The organism is Nostoc sp. ATCC 53789 (assembly GCF_009873495.1).
GTDB classification, from domain to species: Bacteria; Cyanobacteriota; Cyanobacteriia; order Cyanobacteriales; family Nostocaceae; genus Nostoc; species Nostoc muscorum_A.
The window spans coordinates 1,486,802-1,512,807 of sequence record NZ_CP046703.1; the positions used below are offsets into that span (position 1 = coordinate 1,486,802).

General features: G+C 41.8%; 18 protein-coding genes. 6 read left to right on the forward strand and 12 right to left on the reverse strand.

Translation table 11 applies throughout. The features are described from left to right. Positions 1-16 precede the first annotated feature (16 nt). Positions 17-1,195, forward strand: a complete 1,179-nt coding sequence (gene hpsP / locus GJB62_RS05975) for a hormogonium polysaccharide biosynthesis glycosyltransferase HpsP (protein WP_114085725.1) — start codon at positions 17-19, stop codon at positions 1,193-1,195. Here the strand turns inward: hpsP and GJB62_RS05980 are convergent. Further along, complete coding sequence (locus GJB62_RS05980) at positions 1,192-1,905, reverse strand: hypothetical protein (RefSeq protein ID WP_114085724.1); 714 nt, start codon at positions 1,903-1,905, stop codon at positions 1,192-1,194. The two genes, hpsP and GJB62_RS05980, sit on opposite strands and share 4 nt — an antisense overlap. Positions 1,906-2,499: 594 nt before the next feature. On the opposite strand from GJB62_RS05980, the gene GJB62_RS05985 reads away from it, so the two are divergent. Continuing rightward, positions 2,500-3,138 carry a peroxiredoxin gene (locus GJB62_RS05985; protein WP_114085723.1) on the forward strand — a complete coding sequence of 213 codons (639 nt, stop codon included), beginning with the start codon at positions 2,500-2,502 and terminating at the stop codon, positions 3,136-3,138. Between the two features lie 116 nt (positions 3,139-3,254). Beyond that, positions 3,255-3,839, forward strand: coding sequence for a Uma2 family endonuclease (locus tag GJB62_RS05990; protein WP_114085722.1), 585 nt, complete (start codon positions 3,255-3,257; stop codon positions 3,837-3,839). A 7-nt stretch (positions 3,840-3,846) separates the two neighbouring features. Here the strand turns inward: GJB62_RS05990 and rppB are convergent, their stop codons facing one another. The 11 genes from rppB to GJB62_RS06045 all read right to left on the reverse strand — a co-directional run bounded on the left by rppB (position 3,847) and on the right by GJB62_RS06045 (position 19,628). After that, on the reverse strand, positions 3,847-5,235 hold the full coding sequence (rppB, locus tag GJB62_RS05995; protein WP_114085721.1) for a two-component system sensor histidine kinase RppB: 1,389 nt from the start codon (positions 5,233-5,235) through the stop codon (positions 3,847-3,849). A 169-nt stretch (positions 5,236-5,404) separates the two neighbouring features. Beyond that, the gene (locus GJB62_RS06000; RefSeq protein ID WP_114085720.1) at positions 5,405-6,022 is read right to left on the reverse strand and encodes a hypothetical protein; all 618 of its coding nucleotides are present in this window, start codon (positions 6,020-6,022) and stop codon (positions 5,405-5,407) included. Positions 6,023-6,333: 311 nt separating this feature from the next. Continuing rightward, a complete protein-coding gene (gene rppA, locus GJB62_RS06005; protein WP_114085719.1) occupies positions 6,334-7,056 on the reverse strand; it encodes a two-component system response regulator RppA in 723 nt (240 codons plus the stop codon). A 91-nt stretch (positions 7,057-7,147) separates the two neighbouring features. Next, positions 7,148-7,633 (reverse strand): hypothetical protein, encoded by a 486-nt coding sequence (locus tag GJB62_RS06010; RefSeq protein ID WP_114085837.1) that lies wholly within the window; start codon positions 7,631-7,633, stop codon positions 7,148-7,150. 53 nt (positions 7,634-7,686) lie between these two features. Next, entirely contained in the window at positions 7,687-10,797 is a 3,111-nt protein-coding gene (locus GJB62_RS06015) for an efflux RND transporter permease subunit (protein ID WP_114085718.1), read from the reverse strand. Further along, on the reverse strand, positions 10,797-12,422 hold the full coding sequence (locus GJB62_RS06020; protein ID WP_114085717.1) for an efflux RND transporter periplasmic adaptor subunit: 1,626 nt from the start codon (positions 12,420-12,422) through the stop codon (positions 10,797-10,799). The genes GJB62_RS06015 and GJB62_RS06020 overlap by 1 nt, the downstream gene beginning before the upstream one ends. 454 nt (positions 12,423-12,876) lie before the next feature. Beyond that, on the reverse strand, positions 12,877-13,575 hold the full coding sequence (locus tag GJB62_RS06025; RefSeq protein ID WP_167755975.1) for a DUF305 domain-containing protein: 699 nt from the start codon (positions 13,573-13,575) through the stop codon (positions 12,877-12,879). Between the two features lie 108 nt (positions 13,576-13,683). After that, positions 13,684-15,906 carry a dynamin family protein gene (locus GJB62_RS06030; protein WP_114085715.1) on the reverse strand — a complete coding sequence of 741 codons (2,223 nt, stop codon included), beginning with the start codon at positions 15,904-15,906 and terminating at the stop codon, positions 13,684-13,686. A 480-nt stretch (positions 15,907-16,386) separates the two neighbouring features. Continuing rightward, positions 16,387-18,468, reverse strand: a complete 2,082-nt coding sequence (locus GJB62_RS06035) for a dynamin family protein (RefSeq protein WP_114085714.1) — start codon at positions 18,466-18,468, stop codon at positions 16,387-16,389. Positions 18,469-18,484: 16 nt separating this feature from the next. Continuing rightward, complete coding sequence (locus GJB62_RS06040) at positions 18,485-18,811, reverse strand: DUF3040 domain-containing protein (RefSeq protein WP_114085713.1); 327 nt, start codon at positions 18,809-18,811, stop codon at positions 18,485-18,487. Positions 18,812-19,235: 424 nt separating this feature from the next. After that, positions 19,236-19,628 carry a hypothetical protein gene (locus GJB62_RS06045; RefSeq protein WP_114085712.1) on the reverse strand — a complete coding sequence of 131 codons (393 nt, stop codon included), beginning with the start codon at positions 19,626-19,628 and terminating at the stop codon, positions 19,236-19,238. A 541-nt stretch (positions 19,629-20,169) separates the two neighbouring features. On the opposite strand from GJB62_RS06045, the gene GJB62_RS06050 reads away from it, so the two are divergent. The 3 genes from GJB62_RS06050 (at position 20,170) to GJB62_RS06060 (ending at position 25,962) form a co-directional block, all read left to right on the forward strand. Beyond that, entirely contained in the window at positions 20,170-24,354 is a 4,185-nt protein-coding gene (locus GJB62_RS06050; RefSeq protein ID WP_159402459.1) for a tetratricopeptide repeat protein, read from the forward strand. Positions 24,355-24,540: 186 nt separating this feature from the next. After that, positions 24,541-25,515: a cysteine synthase A gene (locus GJB62_RS06055; protein ID WP_114085710.1), complete on the forward strand. Its 975-nt coding sequence runs from the start codon at positions 24,541-24,543 to the stop codon at positions 25,513-25,515. Between the two features lie 114 nt (positions 25,516-25,629). Further along, positions 25,630-25,962 carry a (2Fe-2S) ferredoxin domain-containing protein gene (locus GJB62_RS06060; protein WP_114085709.1) on the forward strand — a complete coding sequence of 111 codons (333 nt, stop codon included), beginning with the start codon at positions 25,630-25,632 and terminating at the stop codon, positions 25,960-25,962. Positions 25,963-26,006 lie beyond the last annotated feature (44 nt).

The following is a 26,006-nucleotide window of genomic DNA, read 5'->3' on the forward strand; positions in this document are numbered from 1 at the left end:
GACGAATGACAAAAAAATGAAAGTATTACAAATTGTTCCCTCAATTTCTCTAATTTACGGTGGGCCGAGTCAAATGGTACTTGGATTAGCTCCGGCGTTAGTAAAAGAGGGAGTGGAAGTTACAATTCTCACAACTGATAGTAATGGTGATAATGGTCAAACACCTCTGGATGTTCCTTTAAATTGTCCCATTAAACAAGATGGCTATGAAATAATTTACTTTCGTTGTGCGCCTTTTCGCCGCTATAAATTTTCTCTAGATTTATTAAACTGGCTAAAAAATCATGCTCACGAGTTTGACATAGCACATATCCATGCTCTATTCTCCCCAATAATTAGTGCTGCTGCTATTGTGTGTCGCCAGCAAAAGCTACCTTATATTTTCCGTCCTTTGGGTACTCTCGATCCGGCTGATTTACAGAAGAAAAAGCAATTAAAACAGCTTTATGTTGCAATTATAGAACGCCAAAATTTAGCTGGTGCGGCAGCTATTCATTTTACCAGCGAGCAAGAAGCTAAGATATCAGAAAGATTTGGAGTATCTACACCAGATTTGGTGATTCCCTTGGGTGTGATTCCCCGTCAATCTTCTATTAAAAATGTATGTAGTCAGCTAGAAATACCAAAGGATGTGCCTTTGGTGCTGTTTATGTCACGAATTGACCCGAAAAAAGGGTTAAATTTGTTGATTCCGGCGCTAGAGAAGCTGTTAACGGTTGGTTATAAGTTTCATTTTGTCTTAGCTGGGACAAATCCTCAAGATCCAGATTACGAACAAAAGATAATATCCCAAATTCAAAATTCACCACTGCGATCGCACACTACAATTACAGGCTTTGTCACTGGTGAACTCAAAGTTAGTTTACTACAAGCTGCCGATTTATTTGTCTTGCCTTCCTACTACGAAAATTTTGGGATTGCTGTAGCTGAAGCGATGGTTGCAGGTGTACCCGTAGTCATTTCTGACCAAGTGCATATTTGTCAACAGATACGTGATAGTGAGTCGGGTTGGGTAGGCGCAACAGATGTCCAAGCACTGGTAGAGTTACTCCAAGAAGCTTTGCAAAATCCCGCAGAACGCCAGCGACGGGGATTAAACGCCCAAAAATATGCATTAGAAAATTTTAGCTGGGATGCGATCGCAAGGCAAACAATTCAAGCCTACCAAAAAATTCTGGACAACAAATTAATTTAACCCAACGCAGACAATAGCAGTTTTTGCCAAATAGGTGCTAGAACCGCTTTGACAACGATATCCGCAATCACAAAACCAATCCCAATTAACATATAAGTTTTTGGAAAGGGAGACTTCGGAACTTCGCCTCTGATGCGATTTAATAAATTTAATCCTAATGCAGCTAAAGCCACCCCAGTGGCGATAAACCCGATTATCCGCAACAATGACCAAGGATACCACCCTAAAATAGCCGCTAACCAAGGTTTAGCACTAACTTTTACCAGTTCTGCAACATAAAAATTCATGTAGTTCAGCATCCAAGTGCCGAATATCAATGCCACGCTACTAATAGTGGCAACGCAGAGAATACAAAAAATACCGTAGTGCAATAAATGGTCTGGTAAAAATAAATTGAGTGAACCTTCCATACCTTCGCCCGTGCGAATCCAGTGAAACATCTCTGTAGTGTATGACTGTCCACGGAGGATGACTTTTGCTGCTGTTTCTGGTGCGATCGCAGTTGCTACAATTACAGCAATACTCTGCAACACTCCCCACAGCAACATCCACCAAAAAGCACTTTTATATTGTTGACGACGCACTTGTAACAAGAAAATGGGATAGGGAACAGCAGTACCTAAAATCGGCATCAACCAGGGAACTCCAAAAACAAAACTTGCTGTTGTGCTGAGGATAACACCAATCACTAAAAAGATTACTATCATCATAAGTAATTCAAAATTCAAGAATAATAAACATATTTGTAGTCTTTCTTCTGACTATTTGCTTTATAACAATTGAATTTGTAATAAACCTCATCTATGTTGAAACCTAGAGTTTTTTAAAAGATATATTTATGTAGGTTGGTTGGAGTGAAACGCAACCCAACATTATCAGCTTATTTATGTTGGGTTACGCTATCGCTGCACCCAACCTACAAAGCTTATAGTCAGCTAAGTCGGTAGACATAATTAAATATAAAATAAACTCTTAGTTTGTAGTGAGCGATTTATCGCTCAGAGTAAGGATTATCAGGACTAAAGTCCTTACTACAAACTTGAAATTTATTTATGCCTAGATACTTATCACCCTGATATTTGCAATCTTCTATGTAAAGAAAAACCTATAGGGAAAAAATAATAAACTAAAGCATATATGGGTACTTTAGTCAATAGTTTTGATCCCCTTTTAATCACTTATCTGAGAGCGCTGACAACCTAAAATTTTGTTTCAAACTGCTAAAGTCCGATTGGGAAATCGGGGTTTTATGTCATGATGACATACTAGAATATATATGCCTTTCTAACTACAGGGAATCTCACATGGCTCTCCGTCTAGGTGACACAGTACCCAACTTTACGCAAGCCTCAACACACGGCGACATCGATTTTTACCAATGGGCAGGTGACAGCTGGGTTGTGCTGTTCTCTCACCCTGCTGATTTTACACCTGTTTGTACAACAGAACTCGGCACAGTTGCCAAGCTAAAACCAGAATTTGACAAGCGCAATGTCAAAGCGATCGCACTCAGCGTTGATGACGTAGAATCTCACAAAGGCTGGGTTGGAGATATTGAAGAAACTCAAAGCACCACCCTTAACTACCCAATTTTGGCGGATGCAGATCGTAAGGTTTCTGAACTTTACGACATGATCCACCCCAATGCTAATGCGACTGTGACAGTGCGATCGGTTTTCGTGATTGACCCCAATAAGAAACTCCGCCTAAGTTTCACCTATCCTCCCAGCACGGGACGTAACTTTGATGAAATTTTGCGGGTAATTGATTCTCTGCAATTGACTGATAATTACAGCGTGGCGACACCAGCTGACTGGAAAGATGGAGAGGATGTTGTAATTGTCCCCTCACTGAAAGATCCAGAAGTACTTAAAGAGAAATTCCCCAAAGGTTACGAGGAAATCAAACCCTATCTGCGGATGACTCCTCAGCCTAACAAGTAAATCTGAGAATGATTTCGGATAAAAAGCAAAGGCGCAAAGATATAACTTTGCGTCTTTGTTTCTTTGGGTGAGAATATAGTTAGTGGGCTAGGCATCCGAACCTGGAGGAAATCTCGATGTTTTCATCCCCTTTGGTTTTGCAAATTCCGTCATCAATGCAAATGACAGACGAACAATTTTTTGATTTCTGTCAGATGAATCGAGACTTACGCATTGAGCGAAATAAATTTGGAGAGATATCAATTATGCCGCCTACAGGTGGTACAACAGGCAACCGTGGAGGCAACATCTTTGGGCAACTGTGGGTGTGGTCGGAACAAGATAGTACAGGTATAACTTTTGACTCTAGTACTGGATTTAAACTATCAACAGGTGCAAACAGATCGCCAGATGCTTCTTGGATTAAGCTAGAACGGTGGAATTCTCTGTCTCCAAAACAACAAGAAAAGTTTGTACCCATTTGTCCAGATTTTGTAGTGGAACTCAAATCTCCTAGCGACAACCTTCAGACTTTGAAGGAAAAAATGGAGGAATATATGAATGAGCCAGGAATACAGTTAGGCTGGTTGATTGACCGTAAGCAGCGTAAAGTTTATATTTATCGTCCTGGATTGCCAGAGGAATGTTTGGATAATCCTGCTAGTCTAAGCGGTGAGTCGGTATTGCCTGGGTTTATTTTGAATATGAGTAAAATTTGGTAAGAAAATTTTATTTAAATTTAGGCTGACGACGATACAGCAATTTAAATTGGGAAATTGGTGTGACATCTAAGGGTAATTGAATGGTAAAAGTGCTACCTTTACCTAATTGGCTCTGCACATTTAAACTACCTTGGTGTGAATGAATAATTGCCTGAGCGATCGCTAACCCTAATCCAGAACCACCAGTTTTACGAGAGCGATCGCTATTTACCCGGTAAAAGCGATCAAAAATCCGAGTCAGTTCCTGGTGGGGAATACCAATACCTGTATCTTGAACTTGAATCACAGCATAGTTTTCACTGCGATCTAAGACAACAGTTACCTTTCCAAATTGTGGCGTGTATTGAATTGCATTGATAATTAAATTAGAAACCAGACGATAAAGTTGCTCAGAATCACCTACGATATTTAGAGGTTGCTCGACTCTGATTGCAGATGTCAGCGTCACTTTGGCAGAAAAGGCGATCGCTGCAAATTCCTCTATTAAGTCATTGACAATATCATTTAAGCAACATTCATGTCGTAATGGCAGAGGTTGCCGATCTAGGCGAGCCAAGAGGAGCAAATCAACAACTAAAGAAGTAAGCCGATGATTCTGACGGTTTATAGTTTGTAGAATTTCCCGCGCTTCGATTTCATCCAATTTCGGCATCAACAAGGCTGATTCCACCGTTGCTTGTGTTGCAGCTAAAGGTGTTCGCAATTCATGTGCGACATCTGCTGTAAATTGTTGGATTTGTCTATAGGATTGATAGATAGGTTGCATCGCCAATCCTGCTAACCACCAGCTAGCAATACTAACCACAACCATCGTGGTAGGCAATCCTACGACTAAAATTAATTTAACAGCATCCAGATAACTATTGAAATCTTCCAGACTTCGCCCCACTTGGATGTATCCCCAATCACGATTGTCTTGAGTGTGCAGTCCAAATGAAATTTGGTGGTATGGGTTGCCTTTGCTGTCTTTGAGAGTTTGCCAAAGTTTTTTATTAAAGACTAGAGAAAGTTCATCTGGATGAGAACCTGCGATCGCAATCAAGCGTCCTGAATTATCAAAAAAACGTACATAGTAGTAGCCTTGATGAATTGCGCTGAGAATATGCCTTTTAGAACTTGACTGCTGTTGAATGCAGCTTTCCCCAATTACACAAATATTTGGTAAAAGCTGCTTTACGACTGCTTCAATGCGTCCGGGTTGCTTTAGTTTCAGTTCGATACTGTCGTGTATCGTTCCCGCGACAGATTCCAGTTCTCGGTCTAATGCTACCCAATGGGCATGAGATACGGCTTTGTATACGCCGAATCCGCACAGACTTAAAATCACAGCCATGACAAGCGCATACCACAGAGCCAAACGTACCCGCGTTAGGTTAAAGAGTTTATTTTGATTCATAATCCACGTAGTTAGTAGCCATGCAGCTTGAGCCTTACAAGGAAAACAGTTAGATAGAATTTATAAATCCTAAAAATGGTCGAGTCAGGCTATTGCTGCGCGGTCGAAGGTGCGACCCTAACGGATGGATAAACTCATACTGTTTCGAGATATTAAGCGAAACAACCTACTAACTACAATAAGCCAGACTGCTTAATCTAGGAGTATTTACTAAGTCAGTATTGGCTATCCAACCATTACCGGATAACTCTCCAGGGAAACTTCTGGAAAGGTCGATTTCTACCCAAATGTAATTTTCAGATTGGTATGACTTAACTACATTACCTGTAACCAAGTTCACAAACACGATTGCGTTTGGATAAAGTGTTGTAATATAATCTCCTTTTAGACTTGCTTGGCGACGTAGAGTTTCAGTTTGCACAATTTGCCGACATACACTGCCAATAGTAGGCTTACTTAACAGGTTTTGAGTGTTGTTATTTGTCTGACAAAATTTCAGCGCAGCAGTTTGAATAAACCCTGAACTCGGAGATTTAATTCTGACAAATCTATCTCCACTAACTGGTATATATGCTAAAGTAATCCTTGTTTGTGCCGACAATATTCTGATAGCATTGGATGATGTTGAAGGTTCTTTAAAAATTGGAGTATCTACTTTAGTTGCACGACAACTCGACTGTGAAGAATTGGAGGGAATCTGGGTGATTTGAGCAAATACAGGTACACTCAGAGCGAACGTAGCAATCTTTACTAAAGTAAAAATAGACAATAACTTCTGAAATTCCACGCTTTTTCCTCAATATCAGTTACGTGAAGACTGTACATTATATTTGGAACTTATAAACTCTGACGTTAAAAAATGAGTTTAGAGTGAATACCAATGGTTCCTAATTTTCTACTATCACAAGTTAATCAACTAACAGATCCAACAGCAATACCAATACTGTTCGGTTGTTGTGGAGATAGTGATTTGATTGACAGTAGAAAAGTACATAGATATGTAGTACTTAAAGTGTAACTTTTTCCTGAAACTGCTTCCCAGTATAAAATGCAGGCACTTTGGTAGCCAGAATTGTTATTGTCTCATTGGTTTTTTACCTAAAAATTGCTGTAAGAACGGGGGCTTTCATCGGTGAGATTGAAACGATATCCCACACCATGCATAGTTTCAATGGGGTTCCCACAGCCACTACTGGCTAATCTGCGACGCAGCAAACGTATTTGAGCCGCCACAACATTACTAACGGGTTCTGCACTCACCTCCCAAAGCTGATTGCGAATCTGTTCAGTTGTAACAATTTGGTGCGGATGCTTCATAAAATACTCTAGTAGCTGGAATTCTTTATTAGTTAAAGGAATAACCTGTTTATCCCCTTGATGGTTCTGACTGACAACCATACTGTTGCTGTAATCGAGAGTCAGGTTGCCAACAGTTAACTCCTTGGATTGAAATTGGGGCGATCGCCTCTGCAAAGCACGCAACCGCGCCAACAATTCTGCCATACCAAAAGGCTTCACTAAATAATCATCAGCACCTGCATCCAATCCAGCAACTTTATCTTCCATCCTATCTTTAGCTGTCAGCATCAAAACTGGCAGAGGATTACGCCGTGTTCGTAGCCGACTACACAGTTCTAACCCAGACAATCCCGGCAACATCCAATCGATAATAGCCAAAGTGTACTGCGTCCACTGGTTTTCTAGATAATCCCATGCCTCATTACCATCTAAAACCCAGTCAACTACATACTTTTCCAGATTCAAGGTACGCTTAATTGCCGAACCCAAATCTGGCTCATCTTCGACTAGCAGGATTCTCATATAATTTATCCGCCAACAATTAATTTGTATCTCTCAAACTCTAATTTCTCCGTGTTCTCTGTGGCTCTGTGGTTCGTTATTGCTTACATATTTATTTATTAAAACTAAAACGCCCATCTACTTTTTTGCCATCAACATCTACAAACATCTTCACTTGATATTGACCTGAAGATTTTTCTGGCAGCAAAACAGTATAGTGTTTACCTTCTTGATCATAAGTAAGATTTAAAGTTTTCTGGCTTCCATCAGGTGTCTGAACTTGAGCCTTTACTTTAGCATTAGATATTGCTTCGTGATTGTCGCCTTTTAGCAAATAGAAATCCATGTGAGTTCCATTAGCTTCTTTCTCAGGTACAAACTCTAAATGATAGGCTCCTGTCTCCACCACTTGACCTCCTTTAGATTCACCGTCCTGGCTAGATGTTTTGGCAGTCGGCGAAGCTGGAGAATTAGCATTTGAGGTAGAAATAGCTGGACTTTTTTCTGTATTAGCCGCTTGATTACTATTACTACAAGCTCCCAAATAAAGCAGTCCTAAACTTCCTATAACAATTAAGCTAGATTTTAGTGAAATCATTGATTTACTCCAAATCATAATCATAAACAAATCTCAAATCGCAACTATAATACTTAATTTTTGGCGACATCAATCTTTTGTAAGAAAATAGTATTATTAGGAACCAAAAACTTTCTAAACTGAGAATACAAAGCTGGAATAACTAATAGTGTTAATGCTGTCGAGGTAAATAAGCCACCTAACACTACTATCGAAAGTGGTTGCAAAATTTCTTTACCAGGGCCACTGTCAACTACTAATGGTGTTAATCCTAAAGCTGAGGTGAAAGCTGTCATTAAAATAGCGTTCAGGCGTTCCATTGAACCTTTAATAAGCACTTCTTTAAGAGGCATTCTTTCACCAAATTTGGTATTGTAATTATCTACCAAAAGCAAACCATTACGAGTGGCAACTCCAAATAGAGTGATAAAGCCAACTAAAGAAGCAATAGAAATCACACCATCTGTCAAAGCTACTGAAAATACTCCTCCCACCAATGCCAAAGGTAAGTTAATCATAATCATGATGGTAGAAGGGATAGATTTGACTGAAAGATACATAATTACTGTAATGACGACAAAAGCGATCGCACTAGAAATTAAGATATTCTGGGTGGCTCGTTCTTGCGCCTCAAACTGCCCTGCATATTGAATATAGTAACCAGAGGGAGGATGCACTTGTTGGTTAACTTTATCTCGAATTTCATTGACAATAGAGCGCAAATCTCTACCGCTAGCATTAGCCGAAACAACAATCAAGCGGGAAACATTTTCTCGGTTAATCGTATTTGGTCCTGTGCCATTGTTAATTATGGCAACTTGTGACAAAGGAATCTTTTGTCCGTTAGGAGTATCAACTAATAAATTGCCAATAGTATCCAAATTTTGACGCGCATCTGGTTTTAACCACACAACTAAGTCAAAAGTTTGTTGTTTCTCCAAAACTTGGGAAACTACTTTCCCATTGAGAGTAGTTTCAACAATTTTAGAAAGTTTTCCTGCTGTTAAACCATATCGAGAAGCAGCTTGGCGGTTAAACTTAATTTGTATTTGTTCGACTGGTACTTGAGGCTCTAGTTGTAAATCAACAACACCATTAACGGTTTTCATTACTTCATTTACTTGGCTCCCAATGATGCGGAGTTCTTCTAATTCTGAACCAAAAATTTTGATTGCGATCGCACTTCTCACACCAGACAAAACCTCATCCATCTGGTGAGAGATAAAACCACCAATATTTGGTGCTACTCCTGGTAATTTAGCAAACTCTTCCCGCAGCTTTTTAATAGTTCCCTTCCTATCTTCCATCGCTGCTTTGCTCAACTCGATATCCAAATGTCCGAAATTTACCCCTGCTGCATCTGCATCGCCAGGCGCACGTCCAGAACGCAACTGCACATAGGGAAATCTAGAGTCTCCCTTCAGCGCGTCTTGAAGTGCTTCTCCAGCTGCATTGGTGGCTTCCAAAGATACACCAGGATAAAGAGTGAGAGTATTCACTAAAGTTTGTTCTTGAAATTCTGGTAAAAACACTCTTCCAAAGGAGGGAGCAATTACAGCAGCCGCTACTAAACTGGCAACAGCTAGGGTTAAAATAATTCCAGAATGCCGCAGAGAAAATTCTAACAGTGGATGATAAAGCTTCTTAAAAAATCTTGCGATCCAAGGCTCCTTTTCTGGCAAGTTACCGTAAGGTAATAAGATTGCACATAATGCCGGAGTTACTGTCAACGCTGTGATACTAGAACCGATAACTGCCGCTATATACCCTAATCCCATTGGGATAAAAATACTACCTTCTACACCAGCTAATGCAAAAACTGGGGAGAAGACAACTAGGGTGATTATAGTGCCTCCAAAAAGTGAATCACGCACCTCTTGACAACCGTGAAAAACTACATCTAAAACTGGGCGCGGGTTGGAGGAGTATTTATTCTCTCGCAGGTTACGATAGACGTTTTCGGCATCGACAATTGCATCATCAACGGCTGAACCAATTGATACTGCTAATCCTCCCAAGGTCATGGTATTTAAACCTTGTCCTAGCCAATTTAGTAATAGTAGTCCTATGAGTAAAGATAAGGGTAGGGTCGTTAGGCAAACAGCTAGATTCCGCCAATTCATCAAAAATGGAATCAGGATAATTGCAACAATAATACTGCCTTCAATCAAAGCTTCTCTAACATTTTCAATAGAAGAATCAATATAGTTTTCTTGTCGGAAGGTAGGGGTGATATTAATATCTTTGGGTAGGGCAGATTTTACTTCTGACATCGCCTGTTCTATAGCACGGGTAACGGTAGGAGTATCGGCTTGAGGCTGTTTATTAATCATCACAATAATTGCCTTTTGACCGTTAAAACTGCCATCACCCCGTTTGATAGCTGCACCAATTTGGACATCAGCTACATCGGATATTTTTACAGGTGTACCGTTGTGGGCAATAATTACTGACTGCTGTAACTCTTCAATAGACTCAATCCGTCCAATACCTCGAATTAATTTTTCTCTATCGGATGTAATTAAATAACCACCCGGTGCATTAACATTGGCAGCAGATACAGCCTCTTGCACATTTTCTAAAGTGACATTAAAAGCTTGTAACTTATCTGGGTCAATTAATACTTGATATTGGCGAGTATCGCCGCCATAGGCTACAACCTGACTAACACCTGGAACAGCTAAAAGGCGATTTGTTACTTGCCAATCTACAAGGCGGCGCACTTCCATCAAAGGAGTATTTTCAGAAGTGAAGGCGTATTGCAGTACAGTACCTATGGGGGAACTGGTGGGGGAAATTTGCGGAGTTTCCACTCTTTCAGGAAGCTTACTAGAACTTTGTTGTAATCGCTCTGTTACCAATTGGCGAGCTTGATAGATATCGCTTCCCCAATTAAAAATTACTTTGACAACGGAGACTCCTGACGCACTAGAAGAACGTACTGCTGTTACTCCTGGAGTACCGTTAATTGCGCTTTCAATTGGTAAAGTTACTAAAGATTCAACTTCTTCTGGTGCTAATCCTGGTGCTTCAGTTTGAATTTCAACTTGGGGTGGTGCAAAGCTAGGGAAAACATCCAACGGCATTTGGATAATTGTCCGAAATATCCAAAGTGTTAGGACAATTGTACCCAGGATAACTAACCAACGGCGGGCGATCGCCCATTTAATAATCGCACTCAGCATTATTCTTTCTGAATCTTAATTTCTGAATCTTCACTCGCTGTCCGGTGATTATCAACCCATTCTTCCGATGGATCTACTTGTACAGAACTGGCTAGTTGAAGTTGATTGGTGCGACGGCTAGACCAAAAAGCACCTGCAATGAAAGCGATCGCAGTTAATCCTGCTCCTGCTCCCAGTAGCCACAGTGGTGCTGGCTCTGTTTTCGTCTGTACAGGGGTTTCTGGGTGTTCGTCTACTTTTGGCTTAGTGTCGCCACGTAAAGACTGAGCATAAAGCTGAGGCGATCGCACTGTTACGATCAAATCATCCTCGAATAAGCCAGTTTTGACCTCAACCATATCCCCAGAGGTTCGACCTAAAGTAACTTCAACAGGCTGATAGGCGTTGCCATTTTGTACATAAACCTGTTTTTTGCCATTAGCTTCAACTACAGCCGCGCTCTTAATTGCTAATATGCCTGATGATGTTTGGTTTGTAACAACTTCTAATTCTGCAAACATTCCTGGTTTTAGCACTCCACCAGAATTTTCCAGTTCAGCTTGCACTGGTACGACTCGCGTTTCCCCTTCCACAACAGAACCAATTCGGGTAATTCGTCCGATGAAGGTACGATTAGGTATGGAAGCAACTTTGACCCTTACTTGTTGACCACTTCTTACCTGATTCAAATCTTTTTCATAAATATTCGCGGTGGCAAAAACGCGACTGTCATCAATAATTCTCATCAACTTCCCACCCGCATCTTCAAATGATTGACCTAGGGTAACTTCCCGATCGGCAACTTTGCCGGAAATTGGAGATGTTACGGTAACAAGTCCTTGAGCATTGGCGCGGGTTCCTAATTGAGAAAGCCGAGTTTGATAAATACTATTACTTAGTTGAATACGAGATTTTGCTATCTGAACGGCTGAATCAGCGCGTTTTAGCTGATTTTCTGCCTCGATAACATCACGACGACTGGCGGCTTTCGCAAGGTCGGCTTTGGCTTGAGCTAACTGAGTTTCCGATTCAAGAGCGTTACGACGTGGTAAAGCGCCAGCATTAACTAACCGTTGATCTTGGTTAAACTTTTCTTGAGCAAAAGCCACTTGGCTTTGTGCTTGAGCGATTTCAGCTACGGCTATTTGTTGATAGCGATCGCTATTTTGTTGAGCTAGCCTTAAATCTGCCTGCGCTTGCTGTAAATCAGCCTGGCCTTGGGCAAGTTTTTCCTGGGAGTTAACCCGCATTTCCACCAATTCAGGGCTGGATATAACGGCAACTGGTTGACCTTTTTTCACCATGACACCAGGTTCCACCAATAACTCAACGACTTTCGCTTGAGAAATTGGTGTATTTACTTCCACTTTTTGGCTGGGTAGAGTTTCAATCTGTCCAGTAGTTTTAATACCAACAGCTAGCTGCTGGCGTTTGACAGGTTCAACTTTAATTCCTAGCCGTTTGGCTGTTTGGGCATCAACTTGAATAGAGCTACTAGCGCCAGTTGCTTCACTTCCTCCTTGAAACTCATTTCCGTGTCCGGTGTGAGCCAAAACAACTGCGGGACTAGCAAGTAACAAAACACTGAACAGTGTCCCAGAAACACAGAGGATAGCTGTAAGTGGTTGGGAATAGGAGTTAGGCATTGCTATCAAAAGTCTTTGGATACAGAGGCAGAGAAAATACAGTGGTTCGGTCTCACTACCCAGTCTTCCATTGAGAAATGAAATTAGGATGAAATTAGGCTGCGTAGGCGTAACCCATTGTAGACATCGCTCCTGAAATAACCAAACACCCACCCCAAATTCTCAACTGCAAATACATATTGGTTACTTGCAGATTCACACAGATACTTAGAGGATGTCTGAAAAGTATCAAATATTTGTTGATCCCCCCTAACCCCCCTTAAAAAAGGGGGGAATAAGAGTCTTAAAGTCCCCCTTTTTAAGGGGAGCCACTGCGGTCTTGGGGTCTCCCCAAGTGGAGCATGTGGCGTGGATTTAGGCGGATCTCCAAGTGTTACGTGTATACAACAAAACTTTTCAGACATCCTCTTATAAAACCGCCGCAAAAACCACATTACGAATTACGAACTACGAATTACTTGTTGTACCAAGCTTTCCGCCACTGTTGCATTTCTTTAATTTCTATCTCTTGGGCTTTAACAATTTCTTGGGCTAATTTCTTAATTTCAGGGCGCTTAGACTTACTTAAGGCATCTTGAGCCATTGTTACAGCCCCTTCATGGTGAGGAATCATCGCATTGATAAAGCGCAAATCAAACTCAGCATCGGCTGCACCTAAATCTTGACTCATCATCATAGTTTTCATTTGATCAGACGACATTTCCATCATGTGGCTCATTTGACTGTTGTAAGCCATTGGTTTATCTCCCGCCTTGGGATACCAAGCTTGTCGCCACTGCTTCATCTGAGTGATTTCTTGGTTTTGCGATTTGATGATATTGTCTGCTAGTTTTTTGATTTCAGGACGTTTTGATTTCACCTGTGCTTCTTTCGCCATTTCCACCGCCCCTTGATGGTGCGGTATCATAGCATCGATAAATCGTAAATCAAAATTAGCATCGGCTGGGCCTAAATCCATTCCCATGCTGTGATTCATCATGCCACCACCGTGGTTCATCATCTGCTTGTCGTTAGCATTGGTGGCGGTTTCCTTTGTTGCTTGGGTTTGGTTCTGGGAAGCAGTACTAGTACAACCTGTCATTAACGCATTGGCTGAAGCGATCGCAGTCAAGGTTAACGCCAAAAAGCCATTCCTCAAAGATAGCAGTTGCATAAGTCTCACCTCATAATTTCCTAATTCTATATTTACTTATTAGCTTGGCAGCCAGAAATGAAATTAGGATGAAATGTAACTTTTTAAATAAGTCCAGTATCTTGTTGTTTATTTATCACTCAAAATTGTGTAAGCATCATTAACTAAGTGCATTTTTTCTTGTGCTTGTTTGAGCAATTGCGGCTGATTCACAAACAAATCTGGATGCCATTTTTTTACTAAAGTTCGATAAGCCTGCTTTACCTCAGCCTGAGAAGCATTTGTTTGCAATCCTAAAATGCCGTAGGCGCGAGTAATCTTATCTTTTTCCGTTTGGGCTTTTGGTTGGCTGGGTGCTTTATTGCTTTGAGTTGTATTTTGCTGTTTGCTAGTTTGGGAACCAGGCGATCGCATCTCTGCTTTCATCCGCGCTATTTCCTCATTGAGTTCCCAATCACGAAATTTCGCCTCTACCTCTTCGGGAGGCGGAGACGGAGAAGCTTTTGGCGATGGTAGTGGAGAAACAGATTCTACCCTTGTGCTAGTATTCTTAGCAGTATTTTCCTGTTTTTGCTTAATAACAGGATCTTTTTCAGGGGAAAGTTTAACTCTTTCTGGCTGTGGTGAATATTTTCTATTGGTATTTGTGTATTTTGGTATTTCTTTATAAGGTTGATAATTTGAGAGTATTTTGACTTTTTCTAATTCTCGTAGCAACTGATTAAAACCATTTTGTAATTGCTGCAAACTTTCACGTTTATTAGTAATTTCTCCTGGTTCTTTGCTGAATTGAAAGCACATTACTTTTTCAGCTTGCCGTTCATATTCAGTTAAAATAGATAACCCTTGACTACTGAAGCCAGATAAGTAATCTTCAATTGCAGTTATACAAAGTTTAGCAACTTCCTGATGATAAGATTCCTTTGCTAATTGATCATCTTGTTTTTGGATATTCTTGTTTAGCAAATAAGAAATACTCCCGACGACAGCAGCGCCAACTGGGCCGCCTAATAACCAACCGATACCACCACCAACAGCGATGGAACCAGGTTCACTCAAATCGTCATTATTGTTTGGCTTTGGGGGTAGTATTACTTGTGGTTCGCTAGGAAAGAGAATTAATAAATCTTGCGGTCGTTCTTCTTGGAAAAACTCGTAAGCTTGATAAAGCCATTTCACAGCAGATAATTGTAATTGATTCAGGTCTTTTTTAAGAATATTTGTTTGCCAATCTTTAAATTTATTTTCTGCCAATGCAACTGCCGCATCAGCTTGATATTTTGTAAGTAGCTTGGGTAATTCTAGCCAATCGCGTAATTCTCCGATGCTGGTAGTGAAACCTTTATAAATTAAGTTAGCTGCTTTTTGCTTAATTTCAATTTTACTATTTTGTTTATCATCAAAAGATTTTATTTCAATAGCAATCGGGTCAATTTTAGCTTTTAATGATAGTTGGATTTGAGAAGCGATCGCTTCCACTCTTGGCAAACGCACACTACCACGATCTGGTTGCAAAATCCCCACAATATTTTGCAAAGCTGTTTCAAAAGCTGCTAACCCGCTACTATTGGCAGCCGCAACATCACCTTTTAATCTAGCTCTTAAAGCAGGTAAAGCATCAACACGATATAAATTACTAAAACCTGGAGGTAATTCGGCTCGAAAGCTTTCTGCGACAAACAGCAAGCGATTTTGAACTTGTTTTTGCTCGTCGGGTTCGAGTAAGTTCAGAAAATTAGCAACAAATATAACTGTTTTAATACCACGATCTAATAGCCAATCTCGCAAATTTTCTCGTTCACCTAAAGTCATTAACTTCCGTGCATCTAATAATTGAATAACTAAATCTGCACCTAAAAGTTGTTCTCGAACTAAATTATCTTGTTCATCTCTATCATTAGTTCCTGGTAAATCAAGAAATTCTACTCCCGTTTCCAAGAAGGGATGCGGGCAAAAAACTTCCACAGATGCTACATCTTTTCGCATCTGCCTATTGCCATCAAGAATTGCAAATTGCTGTAAAATTTCTGTACCACTGCGATAGATTTCTGTGCCATTTAGCAACATGATGCGAGTTCGCACATCAGAGCCATACTTGACAGCAATCGATGCGCCTGTAGTGGGGATTAAATCAATTGGTAAGGTGCGATTCCCTAGCATGGCATTCAGTAAGGTAGACTTGCCATGATTAAAGGGGCCAAATACCGCAATGCGGAAGCTAGGATTAACTAGATGATTGCAAATGGTAATTATATCTTGATGCAATTGTGATTTGCGTTCTAAATTCAGTAATGCGGATGCAGATTTGAGAGAATCTGCTAAATCCTTATAACCTTCATATTGTTGTTGCATAGTTATTTGTTCTCAGGCTCCACGTGGTAATACAAATCATTAGGGCTACTGTCTCACATTATTAAGTAGTTAAGCATAATTCAACATCCAATAAAATCCTAGATCGTAGTGAGTAATTAATCGCTGATAGTAAACGTTATTAGGACTAAAGCCTTTACTACAACAATCTTAAATGAGTGGTGAAAATAAATCTATTATTCTTCTCTCTGCGCTCTCTGCGTCTCTGCGGTTAATTTATTTTTACAAATGATTTAGGACTGCTATACAAACTTTAATTTATTTACGTTTAGCTACTTATACTTCAATACAGTTCAGTTAATGCTAAAAATCTTTGTCAAAGTTTGTTTTTTTTACTAACCGCAGAGGCGCAGAGAACACAGAGAGAAGAAAGAGATGCTTAACTGAACCGTATTGATTTATATTTATGGGAGGTAGAGCCTCCCAATAGCCATTCTATGCTAGAAGCTGGGAACAGATGTGTTAGCTATAGTAGGCTAATAAATTGCTATAGGCTGCCTCTATTTTTTGCAACTGGGCTATTACATCTTCCTGTAAGTTTTTTAAGCGATTGAACTCACCCTCACGATTGATTTCGCGGGTTTGTTTCTGTTTAACTAAATTATCTAATTCAGATTTGCGAGAGACAATATCATCGTTGATCCGTTTACTCACTTCTCTTTCGTAAGAATCAAAACACTCTTTCACGGCATTATATACAACCTGAGATTGCTCATGTGCTACTTGAGGTAGATGTTTAACTAACTCTTTCTTTGCCGTTTTAACTAACTCTTTACGGGCTTGATCTGCTTGCAAAAAGCCTACTCCCAAACCTAGTAATGCAAATCCGATTGGGCCAAGCAAAACCCCTGTCACTGCTGTAATTATCCCGCCAATGCCAATTACAGTGAAGTAGTTTAACAAGATATTTTTCCAATCAAATCCAGCCCCGGCTAGTGCGAAACCAGCAAGATTTCCTTTAGACAGTGATAACAATCCCATTGCCCATTTTGCCCAACCGGGAGAGTTATCTTCTTCAGCAGTAGTAGTGGTATGTACCTTTACGTCTTGTCCGGTGAGCTTTTCTGTAATTTGGTCTGTGATTTGATTGTAAGACGCACCATATTGTGCTGCACTGCGAGAAAGTTCTTTAAAAGCTGCGTTAATATCTTTTTCAGCAGTTAATGTCCAAGCCGCAGATTTGTCAGTAATATATTGCTCAAAGGCTTTTTGCAGTGCGGTGTTAAATGCTTCTCGTTTACCACTACTGAGAAAATCAAACAAATTTAATTCTGGCTGATAGCGTAAGAAGTCGTTTTCAAAGGTATTACCTAAGTTTAAAACGTAACTGCGGAAAGATTCAGAAATCGTTCTTGCTTGAGTGTCTCTGGTATTGATAATTTCTTTTTGGAATTCATCTCGGATACTTGTGAGTTTGTTAAACTCAGGTTCTACTGAATCAATCCGTTTTTTTAATTCATTTACATCTTGGTCAAGTAATGGTATGCGTCTTGCAACTGCTTCGCGGGTATGATTGCAGGCTTGTCTTGCTAAGGTTCTCACTTGACGAAGTTCTGCGATCGCACGTTCTCTGGTAAGAAAAGTATTAAGCGCTTCCATAAACTTCGGAAAGCCAGTCCCATCTAAATCAGCCTGGGGATTCTTTAGCCGTCGTCTGAGTGCTTGAATTGACGAAAGCTCAAACACGCGTTCGTCATAAATATTCTGACCTTCTACAGTACAATATTCTGCTAAATTCGCGTTAAATACTTGCCGCAATCTATTCTCCGATGCTTGTAACTCTTCAACATCATCAGGATCAATCAATGATTCCCGCACCTGATCCCAAGCGTTAACTAAGAAGAAAACTGTCAATCCTCTACCTTTGATATAATTTTCTAGGTAGCGACGCTCACCCAAGGTACAAGGTTGAGAAGCTCTCATCACAAACAAAATTGCATGGCAATTATTTACATAACCCAAAGATAATTCATTTCGTGCTTCTGTATCGTTCAATCCTGGACTATCAACAATTTCAATTCCCTTTTGTAGTAGCGTTAAAGGATACTCAACTACTGCATAATCAACATCGGGAAATGCTTGCTTTTTCTCCTGCTCTAGTTTTTTAGCTTCAGCCGGGTCAATGGTATATTTATATTTAAAATTCTGGAAATCTAGCTGTTGTGGGCTTTTCCCATCATTAAAATGAATGGTAACTTTCTTTTCTGGCCCATAGCGTAAAACTGTTAAGACTGCGGTACAAGGGTTAACATCGCTCGGTAATAAGTTTTCACCAATCAAAGCGTTAAGAAACGTACTTTTTCCGCGTTTCATATCGCCTAATACCAAAAGGCGAAATACACCTTGGCGGAGGTTTTTACTAGCTATTGTAATATCTTCAATATCTCCCTCTAAACTGAGCTTTCCTGATGAAGAATCTCCAGCTAACTCAGCTTGATTAATTGTTTCAGCCAGTTTACTTAAACATACAGACATCTCTGATCGCACTTGAGCAACCCGCTCTAAATCTTGGATAAATCTGTCAGTTGCTACCTGATTTGTCATAAAAATTACACCTTTATTAAAGACTGGTTTTTTTAGATTCCAAAAATAATTTGTAAGACATCCATCCCAGCGCACCAACAATAATAAATCCAGCTAACACTGAGGCTATTCTTACTGCAACTAGTGCTACTACACCAAGAGCAAAAAGCTTTCCACCCAGAATCACTTTTTTCATCCAAGGTTTCTGGGAATTTTCTGGCTCATGCTTCACAGTTTGATGAAAAGCCGCATCGTTAACATGGAGGTTGGTTTCCATTTCCCGGAGTCGCAATTCAACTTCTCGTTCCCGTAATAAACGTTCCCGGTGTTCAAGTTCTTTTTGGCGATCGCTCTCAGATGTCATCGGTGTTCATCCCGTTTAAGACAATGAAAAGATGTCAGCATTTACTCATCAATTATGCTGTATCATAACTTACGTAAATATTGGGAAACCCCAGTAAAATTACTATTTAATTTTTCATTACCTATTAAATTTATAGAGTTAAGTACCACAAAATGCACCTATTTTCCAGAATCAAGGCGAAGTGCCTAACTACTAAGGTGCGATCGCATGATCGTATTGCAATACTTTTCGGTTAAGGGGGAAAGGGGAAAGGGAAAAGGTTTGAATTTTCCTTTACCCATTACCCTTTAACCTTTCCCCAGACCAAAAGAGAGATTATTGGGTTTAACCGAAAAGTATTGGATCGTATTGGGCATCTCCAGAAATTAAATATGCGTTACCCAGAACCCATGTAGAGACGTAGCATTGCTACGTCTCTACATGGTTATGCCGTCTGTTTAGAAGTTGCTTTTAAGTCTGCGGTCGATTTTAACCGGGTGATGGTGGCTTTACGAATGCGATCGCTCTTGCGTACCCCGCCTGTCATTTCGTATTCCCGGCTATCTTTGCCATATTTCGACACCACACCACTAACTAAGCGTTCTGAGGTTTCGCAAATGCTCTTTTCAAGGGTTTCTATTTTTGCCTTTGCCGAATCAAGGGCAGTTAGCATCATATTATACTGGTCGATCTGGCTGCGGAGTTGTCCGGTTAACTGGATTAAATTGTTTAAACTGATAGAATCACCAAAGTCAAGGCTGGAATCAATCGATTTAAATCCGATTACTCGCTTTTCGGTTTTTTCTAGCACGGAAGAGCTTCTTTGTTTGCGTGGCATCAATCTATGCTTTTTACTAAACTTTATCTTTCTAGAGTGTCTCAATGGGACAATGTAGCGGTTCAGTAAAGCTTGCAAAAAGAGGTGTTTTTTTAAATAAGATTGGATTGCTAGCTCAGTAATTGCACGATGCTAGACAAGAAATCGTTGAGAATGGACTTGTTTTCTGACAGAATGGACTTGTGTTCTGACAGAATGGACTTGTTTTCTGACAGAATGAACTTGTGTTCTGGCAGAATAGACTTGTGTTCTGACAGAATGGACTTGTGTTCTGGCTGAATGAACTTGTGTTCTGACAGAATAGACTTGTGTTCTGAACGAATATAACAATCAATACAGCCACAGCCTTAACAACAGCACAGATTTGTCCCCATCTGTCCTGATTTTATAGTTAAACTGCGATCGCATCAATGCAGTATCTTCGCCAGTCACGCGATCTGTACCAGCTTATCGCCGATAACCATTAAGGCATTGGCTTTGTTGACGATTGAATTTACTGATAATACGGTGAAGGTTATTGTGCAATCTACCCTTGCAAACCATGCCGCTAAACTTTGCCTTTGCCCTCAGTCAACAGCAAACTTTTGAACTGCGCTGTGATTATGGTTCACGCCGCTTGGATAAAGCACAGTTGGCAGAGCTGATTGATTTGTGTGAGCAAAATTACTATGCTCAACAAAAAGATTATCTACCTTATCTCACTCAGTTGGGACGGCAACTTTATCAATGGCTGGATGGTAAAGAAGGATGGTTGAGAAGGGCACTGGATGAAGCAGATGAGCAAACGATTCTTTTAGATTTAATTAAAACCAGCGAAGCACAGGGATTAAACCCTGAAACAGAACGGGTAGCGTTGGGATTGGCACATTTGCCTTGGGAATTGCTACATGATGGTGCAGGGTTTTTAATAGAACGCCAGAATCTTTCCGTGTTACCAGTGCGTTCTGTGCAGCAGCGTCAAACCCAAGTGATTGGCGTGCAAAATCGCCCGTTGCGGTTGCTGTTTATGGCGACTTCTCCTGAAGATCCCAGAGTTCCACCACTAGGGTTTGAGCGGGAAGAAGCGAACATTTTGCAAGCAACTAAGGATCAGCCTTTGGCGTTGATTGTCGAGGAAAGCGGCTCGGTTGCAGAGTTAGCCAATTTGGTGAAATCCTACGAAGAAGACTATTTTGATGTCTTTCACCTTACGGGACACGGGATAATTTATACCCAGCAAAGCTACAGCTATTTGCTGCCAAAAGGTACAAAACTGGAAAACAATACCCCCTGCTTCATCACTGAGGATGAGGTGGGGAATATGCAACTTACTACCGTCAATGATTTAGCTAAAGCCTTTCGTGGACGCTGGCCGCGTGTAACTTTTCTCTCTGGTTGTCATACGGGACAGGTTGCTAACAAAGGGACAGTACCCTCGATGGCGCAGGTATTGGTGAAAGCGGGTGCAGGTATAGTTTTAGGCTGGGCGCGTCCGGTGTATGACCGCACGGGTATTGTAGCGGCACAGGCACTTTATCAAGCTTTGGCGACGGGGGCAACTGTTGAAGAAGCAGTCAAAGCGGCGCAGCAGAAGATGATTGAGAAAGAATGCACCGACTGGCATCTGTTGCGGATGTATCGGGATACGCGCCCCATTGCAGAACTGGTGACAGCGCTGAGAACAAAAAATCGTGAAAGGCTGAAGTTCACAGCGCCAGAGCAAGAATTTCTGGATGAGAATAATCAAGTTAAAGTTGCCAGTCGGTTTGAGTTTGTGGGACGGAGGCGACCTTTGCAACGGTGTCTCAAGGCTTTGCAGGAAACCAGCGACCAAATCGGCGTGTTTATTGCCGGGATGGGGGGACTGGGCAAAAGTACCCTGGCGGCGCGGTTATGTACGCGGGTGCAAATGCAGCGTTCTAATTTTGCGCGAGTCGTGGTGATTGGCCCTCTGGATGAGGAAGGTTTGCTGAATAAGCTTTCTAATAAATATGAGCGGTTTGCAGATGTGCCCGCACTTTTGAACGAACCAAAAGTGTCTCTTAAAGGGCGGTTGCAAAACTTTTTTGAAGCAATAGAAAACATTCACAACCAACCTTTGCTGCTGGTGCTGGATGACTTTGAGCAAAATATCCCCACAGCTAATATTGAGGATGGCTCATTGCGGATGACGGCAGAGGCTTACGAAATTTTAAGGGCGATTTGTGCGGCATTGGAGGAAAACGGGGCAGAAAGTCGGCTGATTGTCACCTGTCGCTATTTGAAAGAAGACACTTTGCCACCCCACCGCCTGCACTTGGAATCTTTGGCAGGGATGAGCAGTAGTGATATTGATAAAATCTGTTTTCCTTTACATAAGGAAGTTAGGCAGCAGTTAAGAACTCAGCTAATTATCCACATTGCTGATGGTAATCCCCGCTTGCTGAAGTGGCTGTTAGAGGTGATTCAGCAACCAGGAATAGCGGCGGATGAATTACTGAATCGGCTGGAGGCGACTGAGCAGAAATTCCGCGAAGATATTTTGGCACAAACTCTGCTGGATGCTTTGGAACCGGAAGAACAAAAGTTTCTCGCACGCTTGAGTGTGTTTCATCTGCCCGTTAATATTGAAATCATTAACGCCATCTCCCCCTCTCTTGCTTCTCTGCAAAAGCTTGTCAGCCTCAGCTTAGTCGAATCTGCCACCACTCACCCCACCCAGCCAGCTAATTATCGGGTGACGACAATTTTAGAATCGTTGCTAGAAAAAGTGTTGATTCAGGAAGAATGGCAAGCAGCCCGACAGCAAGCGGTGAGGAAAATACATCAAGCTTGGTGGGAGGAGAATCACAACCCCACGGAAGCAGAAGGACTGGAAATTGTACGTTTGGGACTGCTGGCAAATGAGCAGGAAATTGCTGTCAGCGTTGGAGATAGGATTGCAAGCAGTTGGGTAAACAATTCCCGCTTTGTGGAAGCTTTGAAGTTATGTAAGCAAGTTCTGGCAGTTTTTCAGGATTACCGCATCTTGGCAAGAGTCGCCCGTGCTGAAGAGGTTTTGGGTTTTGTACAAGAGGCTGTTGCCCATTTTCAGCAAGCTTTAGACCTTTGCCCTGAAGAGGAATTGCAAGAAAAAGCCACTACCCTCAACAACATGGCATTGCAAATCGCCCAACAAGGGGACATCCCAAAAGCGATCGCACTCTGGGAGCAATCTTTGGAAATATCTGAGCAGATTGGCTATGTCAAACTTAAAGCCGCTACCCTGGGTCACATGGCACAGGTATTCGCCGACCAAGGGGACATCCCAAAAGCGATCGCACTCTGGGAGCAATCTTTGGAAATATCTGAGCAGATTGGCTATGTCAAACTTAAAGCCGCTACCCTCAACAACATGGCATTGCAAATCGCCCAACAAGGGGACATCCCAAAAGCGATCGCACTCTGGGAGCAATCTTTGGAAATATCTGAGCAGATTGGCTATGTCAAACTTAAAGCCGCTACCCTCAACAACATGGCATTGCAAATCGCCCAACAAGGGGACATCCCAAAAGCGATCGCACTCTGGGAGCAATCCTTGGAAATAAAGGAGCAGATTGGCGATGTCAAAGGTAAAGCCGCTACCCTCAACAACATGGCAGGGGTATTCCGCCAACAAGGGGACATCCCAAAAGCGATCGCACTCTGGGAGCAATCCTTGGAAATATCTGAGCAGATTGGTGATGTCAAAGGTAAAGCCGCTACCCTCAACAACATGGCAGGGGTATTCCGCCAACAAGGGGACATCCCAAAAGCGATCGCACTCTGGGAGCAAGACTTGGAAATATCTGAGCAGATTGGCGATGTCCAAAGTAAAGCCGCTACCCTGGGTCACATGGCACAGGTATTCGCCGACCAAGGGGACATCCCAAAAGCGATCGCACTCTGGGAGCAATCCTTGGAAATATCTGAGCAGATTGGCGATGTCCAAGGTAAAGCCACTACCCTCAACAACATGGCAGGGGTATTCGCCGACCAAGGGGACATCCCAAAAGCGATCGCACTCTGGGAGCAATCCTTGGAAATATCTGAGCAGATTGGCGATGTCCAAGGTAAAGCCACTACCCTCAACAACATGGCAGGGGTATTCCGCCAACAAGGGGACATCCCAAAAGCGATCGCACTCTGGGAGCAATCCTTGGAAATATCTGAGCAGATTGGCGATGTCAAAGGTAAAGCCACTACCCTCAACAACATGGCAGGGGTATTCCGCCAACAAGGGGACATCCCAAAAGCGATCGCACTCTACGAGCAAGTTGCTTCCATACTTGCACAAATAAGTGCATACGGTAATTTGGTAAAAGCTCTGAGTAATTTAGGCGTAACAGATGAAAGTAACGGTTTGGTTTACCTAGCTCAAGCAATCTGGTTGACGCTGAGAATTCAAGCACCTTTAGGACAAACCATTCGGTTAATCAGTGCTTTATATAATAGAGTGCCTCAAGGCGATGAACTAGAAGCTGTGTTAGGAGCAACGGCAATGTTCTTTTGCAAACTTCGAGGTGAAGGTCATCCCCAGTTAGAGGAACTTCAAGAGCATAGTGTCAAAATTATATCAGGGGCGGCAAGTGCCCAAGGAATTGAAACAGAGGAAGCGTTTGGTAATTGGTTTACTCAGCAACGGCGAAATGATCCAGAATATTTTCTCCCCCGACTCAATCAACGTCTAGAGGAGATTGTCGGCGATGGGTGGTTGTTTGACCGTAGTCAATTTGAGGTGGAGAGATAAGGGGAAATGCGATCGCGTTAATCTAAAATTAATTGGCGACAATATAACCAGCTTATGCAATCCCTCAATATCACACTGTCAGATGCGATCGCTTAGGTAACTATGATTATTATTGGATTGCCGAGTGGGGAAATGCGATCGCTATAAGCCAAAATTTTTATAGATACTCACACAGGTATAGTCAAAATGGATATTAAAAATGGCTTCGTCGGCGCTGTTGGCAACACACCCCTGATTCGCTTAAACAGCTTCAGTGAAGAAACAGGGTGTGAAATCCTCGCAAAAGCTGAATTTCTCAATCCTGGCGGTTCCGTCAAAGACCGCGCCGCACTTTACATCATTGAAGATGCGGAAAAGAAAGGTTTACTCAAACCCGGTGGTACTGTTGTAGAAGGAACTGCTGGTAATACTGGCATTGGACTGGCGCATATTTGCAACGCCAAAGGCTACAAATGCCTAATTATTATTCCCGATACCCAATCACAAGAAAAAATAGACGCACTGATCGCATTAGGCGCAGAAGTCCGTCGCGTTCCTGCTGTACCTTACAAAGACCCAAATAACTACGTCAAGCTATCTGGAAGAGTCGCTGCTGAGTTGGAAAATGCTATTTGGGCGAATCAGTTTGATAACCTAGCCAATCGCCATGCCCACTACGAAACCACAGGGCCGGAAATTTGGAAACAGACAGATGGTAAAATAGATGCATGGACAGCTTCAACTGGTACTGGTGGTACTTATGCTGGTGTGGCGTTGTACTTAAAAGAACAAAATCCAGCAGTTAAATGCGTTGTTGCCGATCCACTGGGTAGCGCACTTTATAGCTATGTCAAAACCGGCGAAATCAATATAGAAGGAAATTCCATCACCGAAGGCATCGGGAATGGTCGTGTCACAGCCAATATGGAAGGCGCACCTGCTGATGATGCCATCCAAATCGATGACAAAGAAGCTTTACGGGTAGTTTACCAACTGCTGAGGAAAGATGGGCTGTTAATGGGCGGCTCAACGGGTATTAATGTTGGCGCAGCTGTCGCCTTAGCAAAGCAGTTGGGCCCAGGACATACCATTGTTACCATCTTGTGTGATAGTGGTTCCCGGTATCAGTCGCGGATATTCAACCCTGAATGGCTAGCCTCAAAAGGACTTTCTATAGATTAGTCATTAGTCATTGGTCATTAGTCATTAGCAAAGGGCAACTGACAAAGGACAACTGACGAATGACAAATGACATAGACGCGCCAGCGGCTTCCCGTAGGGTAGGACAAAGGACAAATGACAACTCAACCATCAAACTTCTCGACAATAGACCAACCCTCTTCTTCTAAATGTGTGCGGGTTTGCCAAAATCGCACCTGCAAAAAGCAAGGTGCAGCCAAGGTTTTTGCAGCTTTTACAGCTTTGCTGATTCCTGATGTAACAGTAACGGCTAGCAGCTGTTTGGGACAATGTGGTAATGGGCCAATGGTGCTGGTATTACCCGATATGGTCTGGTATAGCGGTGTTCGACCCGATGAAGTCTCTCTACTGATAGAAAATCATTTGCTAGGTGGTCAAAGAGTCAAACAGATGCTCTATTATCGGTTTCATCCCCAGAAAGAAAGCTAAATTTTCAATATCAGGGTCGAATGGCACGCTTGTTAATCGCAAAG

Bases quoted from the DNA above. Each gene is read 5' to 3' on its own strand.
- hpsP (WP_114085725.1), top strand. From the start codon at position 17: ATGAAAGTATTACAAATTGTTCCCTCAATTTCTCTAATTTACGGTGGG.
- GJB62_RS05980 (WP_114085724.1), bottom strand. From the start codon at position 1,905: ATGATGATAGTAATCTTTTTAGTGATTGGTGTTATCCTCAGCACAACA.
- GJB62_RS05985 (WP_114085723.1), top strand. From the start codon at position 2,500: ATGGCTCTCCGTCTAGGTGACACAGTACCCAACTTTACGCAAGCCTCA.
- GJB62_RS05990 (WP_114085722.1), top strand. From the start codon at position 3,255: ATGTTTTCATCCCCTTTGGTTTTGCAAATTCCGTCATCAATGCAAATG.
- rppB (WP_114085721.1), bottom strand. From the start codon at position 5,235: ATGAATCAAAATAAACTCTTTAACCTAACGCGGGTACGTTTGGCTCTG.
- rppA (WP_114085719.1), bottom strand. From the start codon at position 7,056: ATGAGAATCCTGCTAGTCGAAGATGAGCCAGATTTGGGTTCGGCAATT.
- GJB62_RS06010 (WP_114085837.1), bottom strand. From the start codon at position 7,633: ATGATTTCACTAAAATCTAGCTTAATTGTTATAGGAAGTTTAGGACTG.
- GJB62_RS06015 (WP_114085718.1), bottom strand. From the start codon at position 10,797: ATGCTGAGTGCGATTATTAAATGGGCGATCGCCCGCCGTTGGTTAGTT.
- GJB62_RS06020 (WP_114085717.1), bottom strand. From the start codon at position 12,422: ATGCCTAACTCCTATTCCCAACCACTTACAGCTATCCTCTGTGTTTCT.
- GJB62_RS06025 (WP_167755975.1), bottom strand. From the start codon at position 13,575: ATGCAACTGCTATCTTTGAGGAATGGCTTTTTGGCGTTAACCTTGACT.
- GJB62_RS06030 (WP_114085715.1), bottom strand. From the start codon at position 15,906: ATGCAACAACAATATGAAGGTTATAAGGATTTAGCAGATTCTCTCAAA.
- GJB62_RS06035 (WP_114085714.1), bottom strand. From the start codon at position 18,468: ATGACAAATCAGGTAGCAACTGACAGATTTATCCAAGATTTAGAGCGG.
- GJB62_RS06040 (WP_114085713.1), bottom strand. From the start codon at position 18,811: ATGACATCTGAGAGCGATCGCCAAAAAGAACTTGAACACCGGGAACGT.
- GJB62_RS06045 (WP_114085712.1), bottom strand. From the start codon at position 19,628: ATGCCACGCAAACAAAGAAGCTCTTCCGTGCTAGAAAAAACCGAAAAG.
- GJB62_RS06050 (WP_159402459.1), top strand. From the start codon at position 20,170: ATGCCGCTAAACTTTGCCTTTGCCCTCAGTCAACAGCAAACTTTTGAA.
- GJB62_RS06055 (WP_114085710.1), top strand. From the start codon at position 24,541: ATGGATATTAAAAATGGCTTCGTCGGCGCTGTTGGCAACACACCCCTG.
- GJB62_RS06060 (WP_114085709.1), top strand. From the start codon at position 25,630: ATGACAACTCAACCATCAAACTTCTCGACAATAGACCAACCCTCTTCT.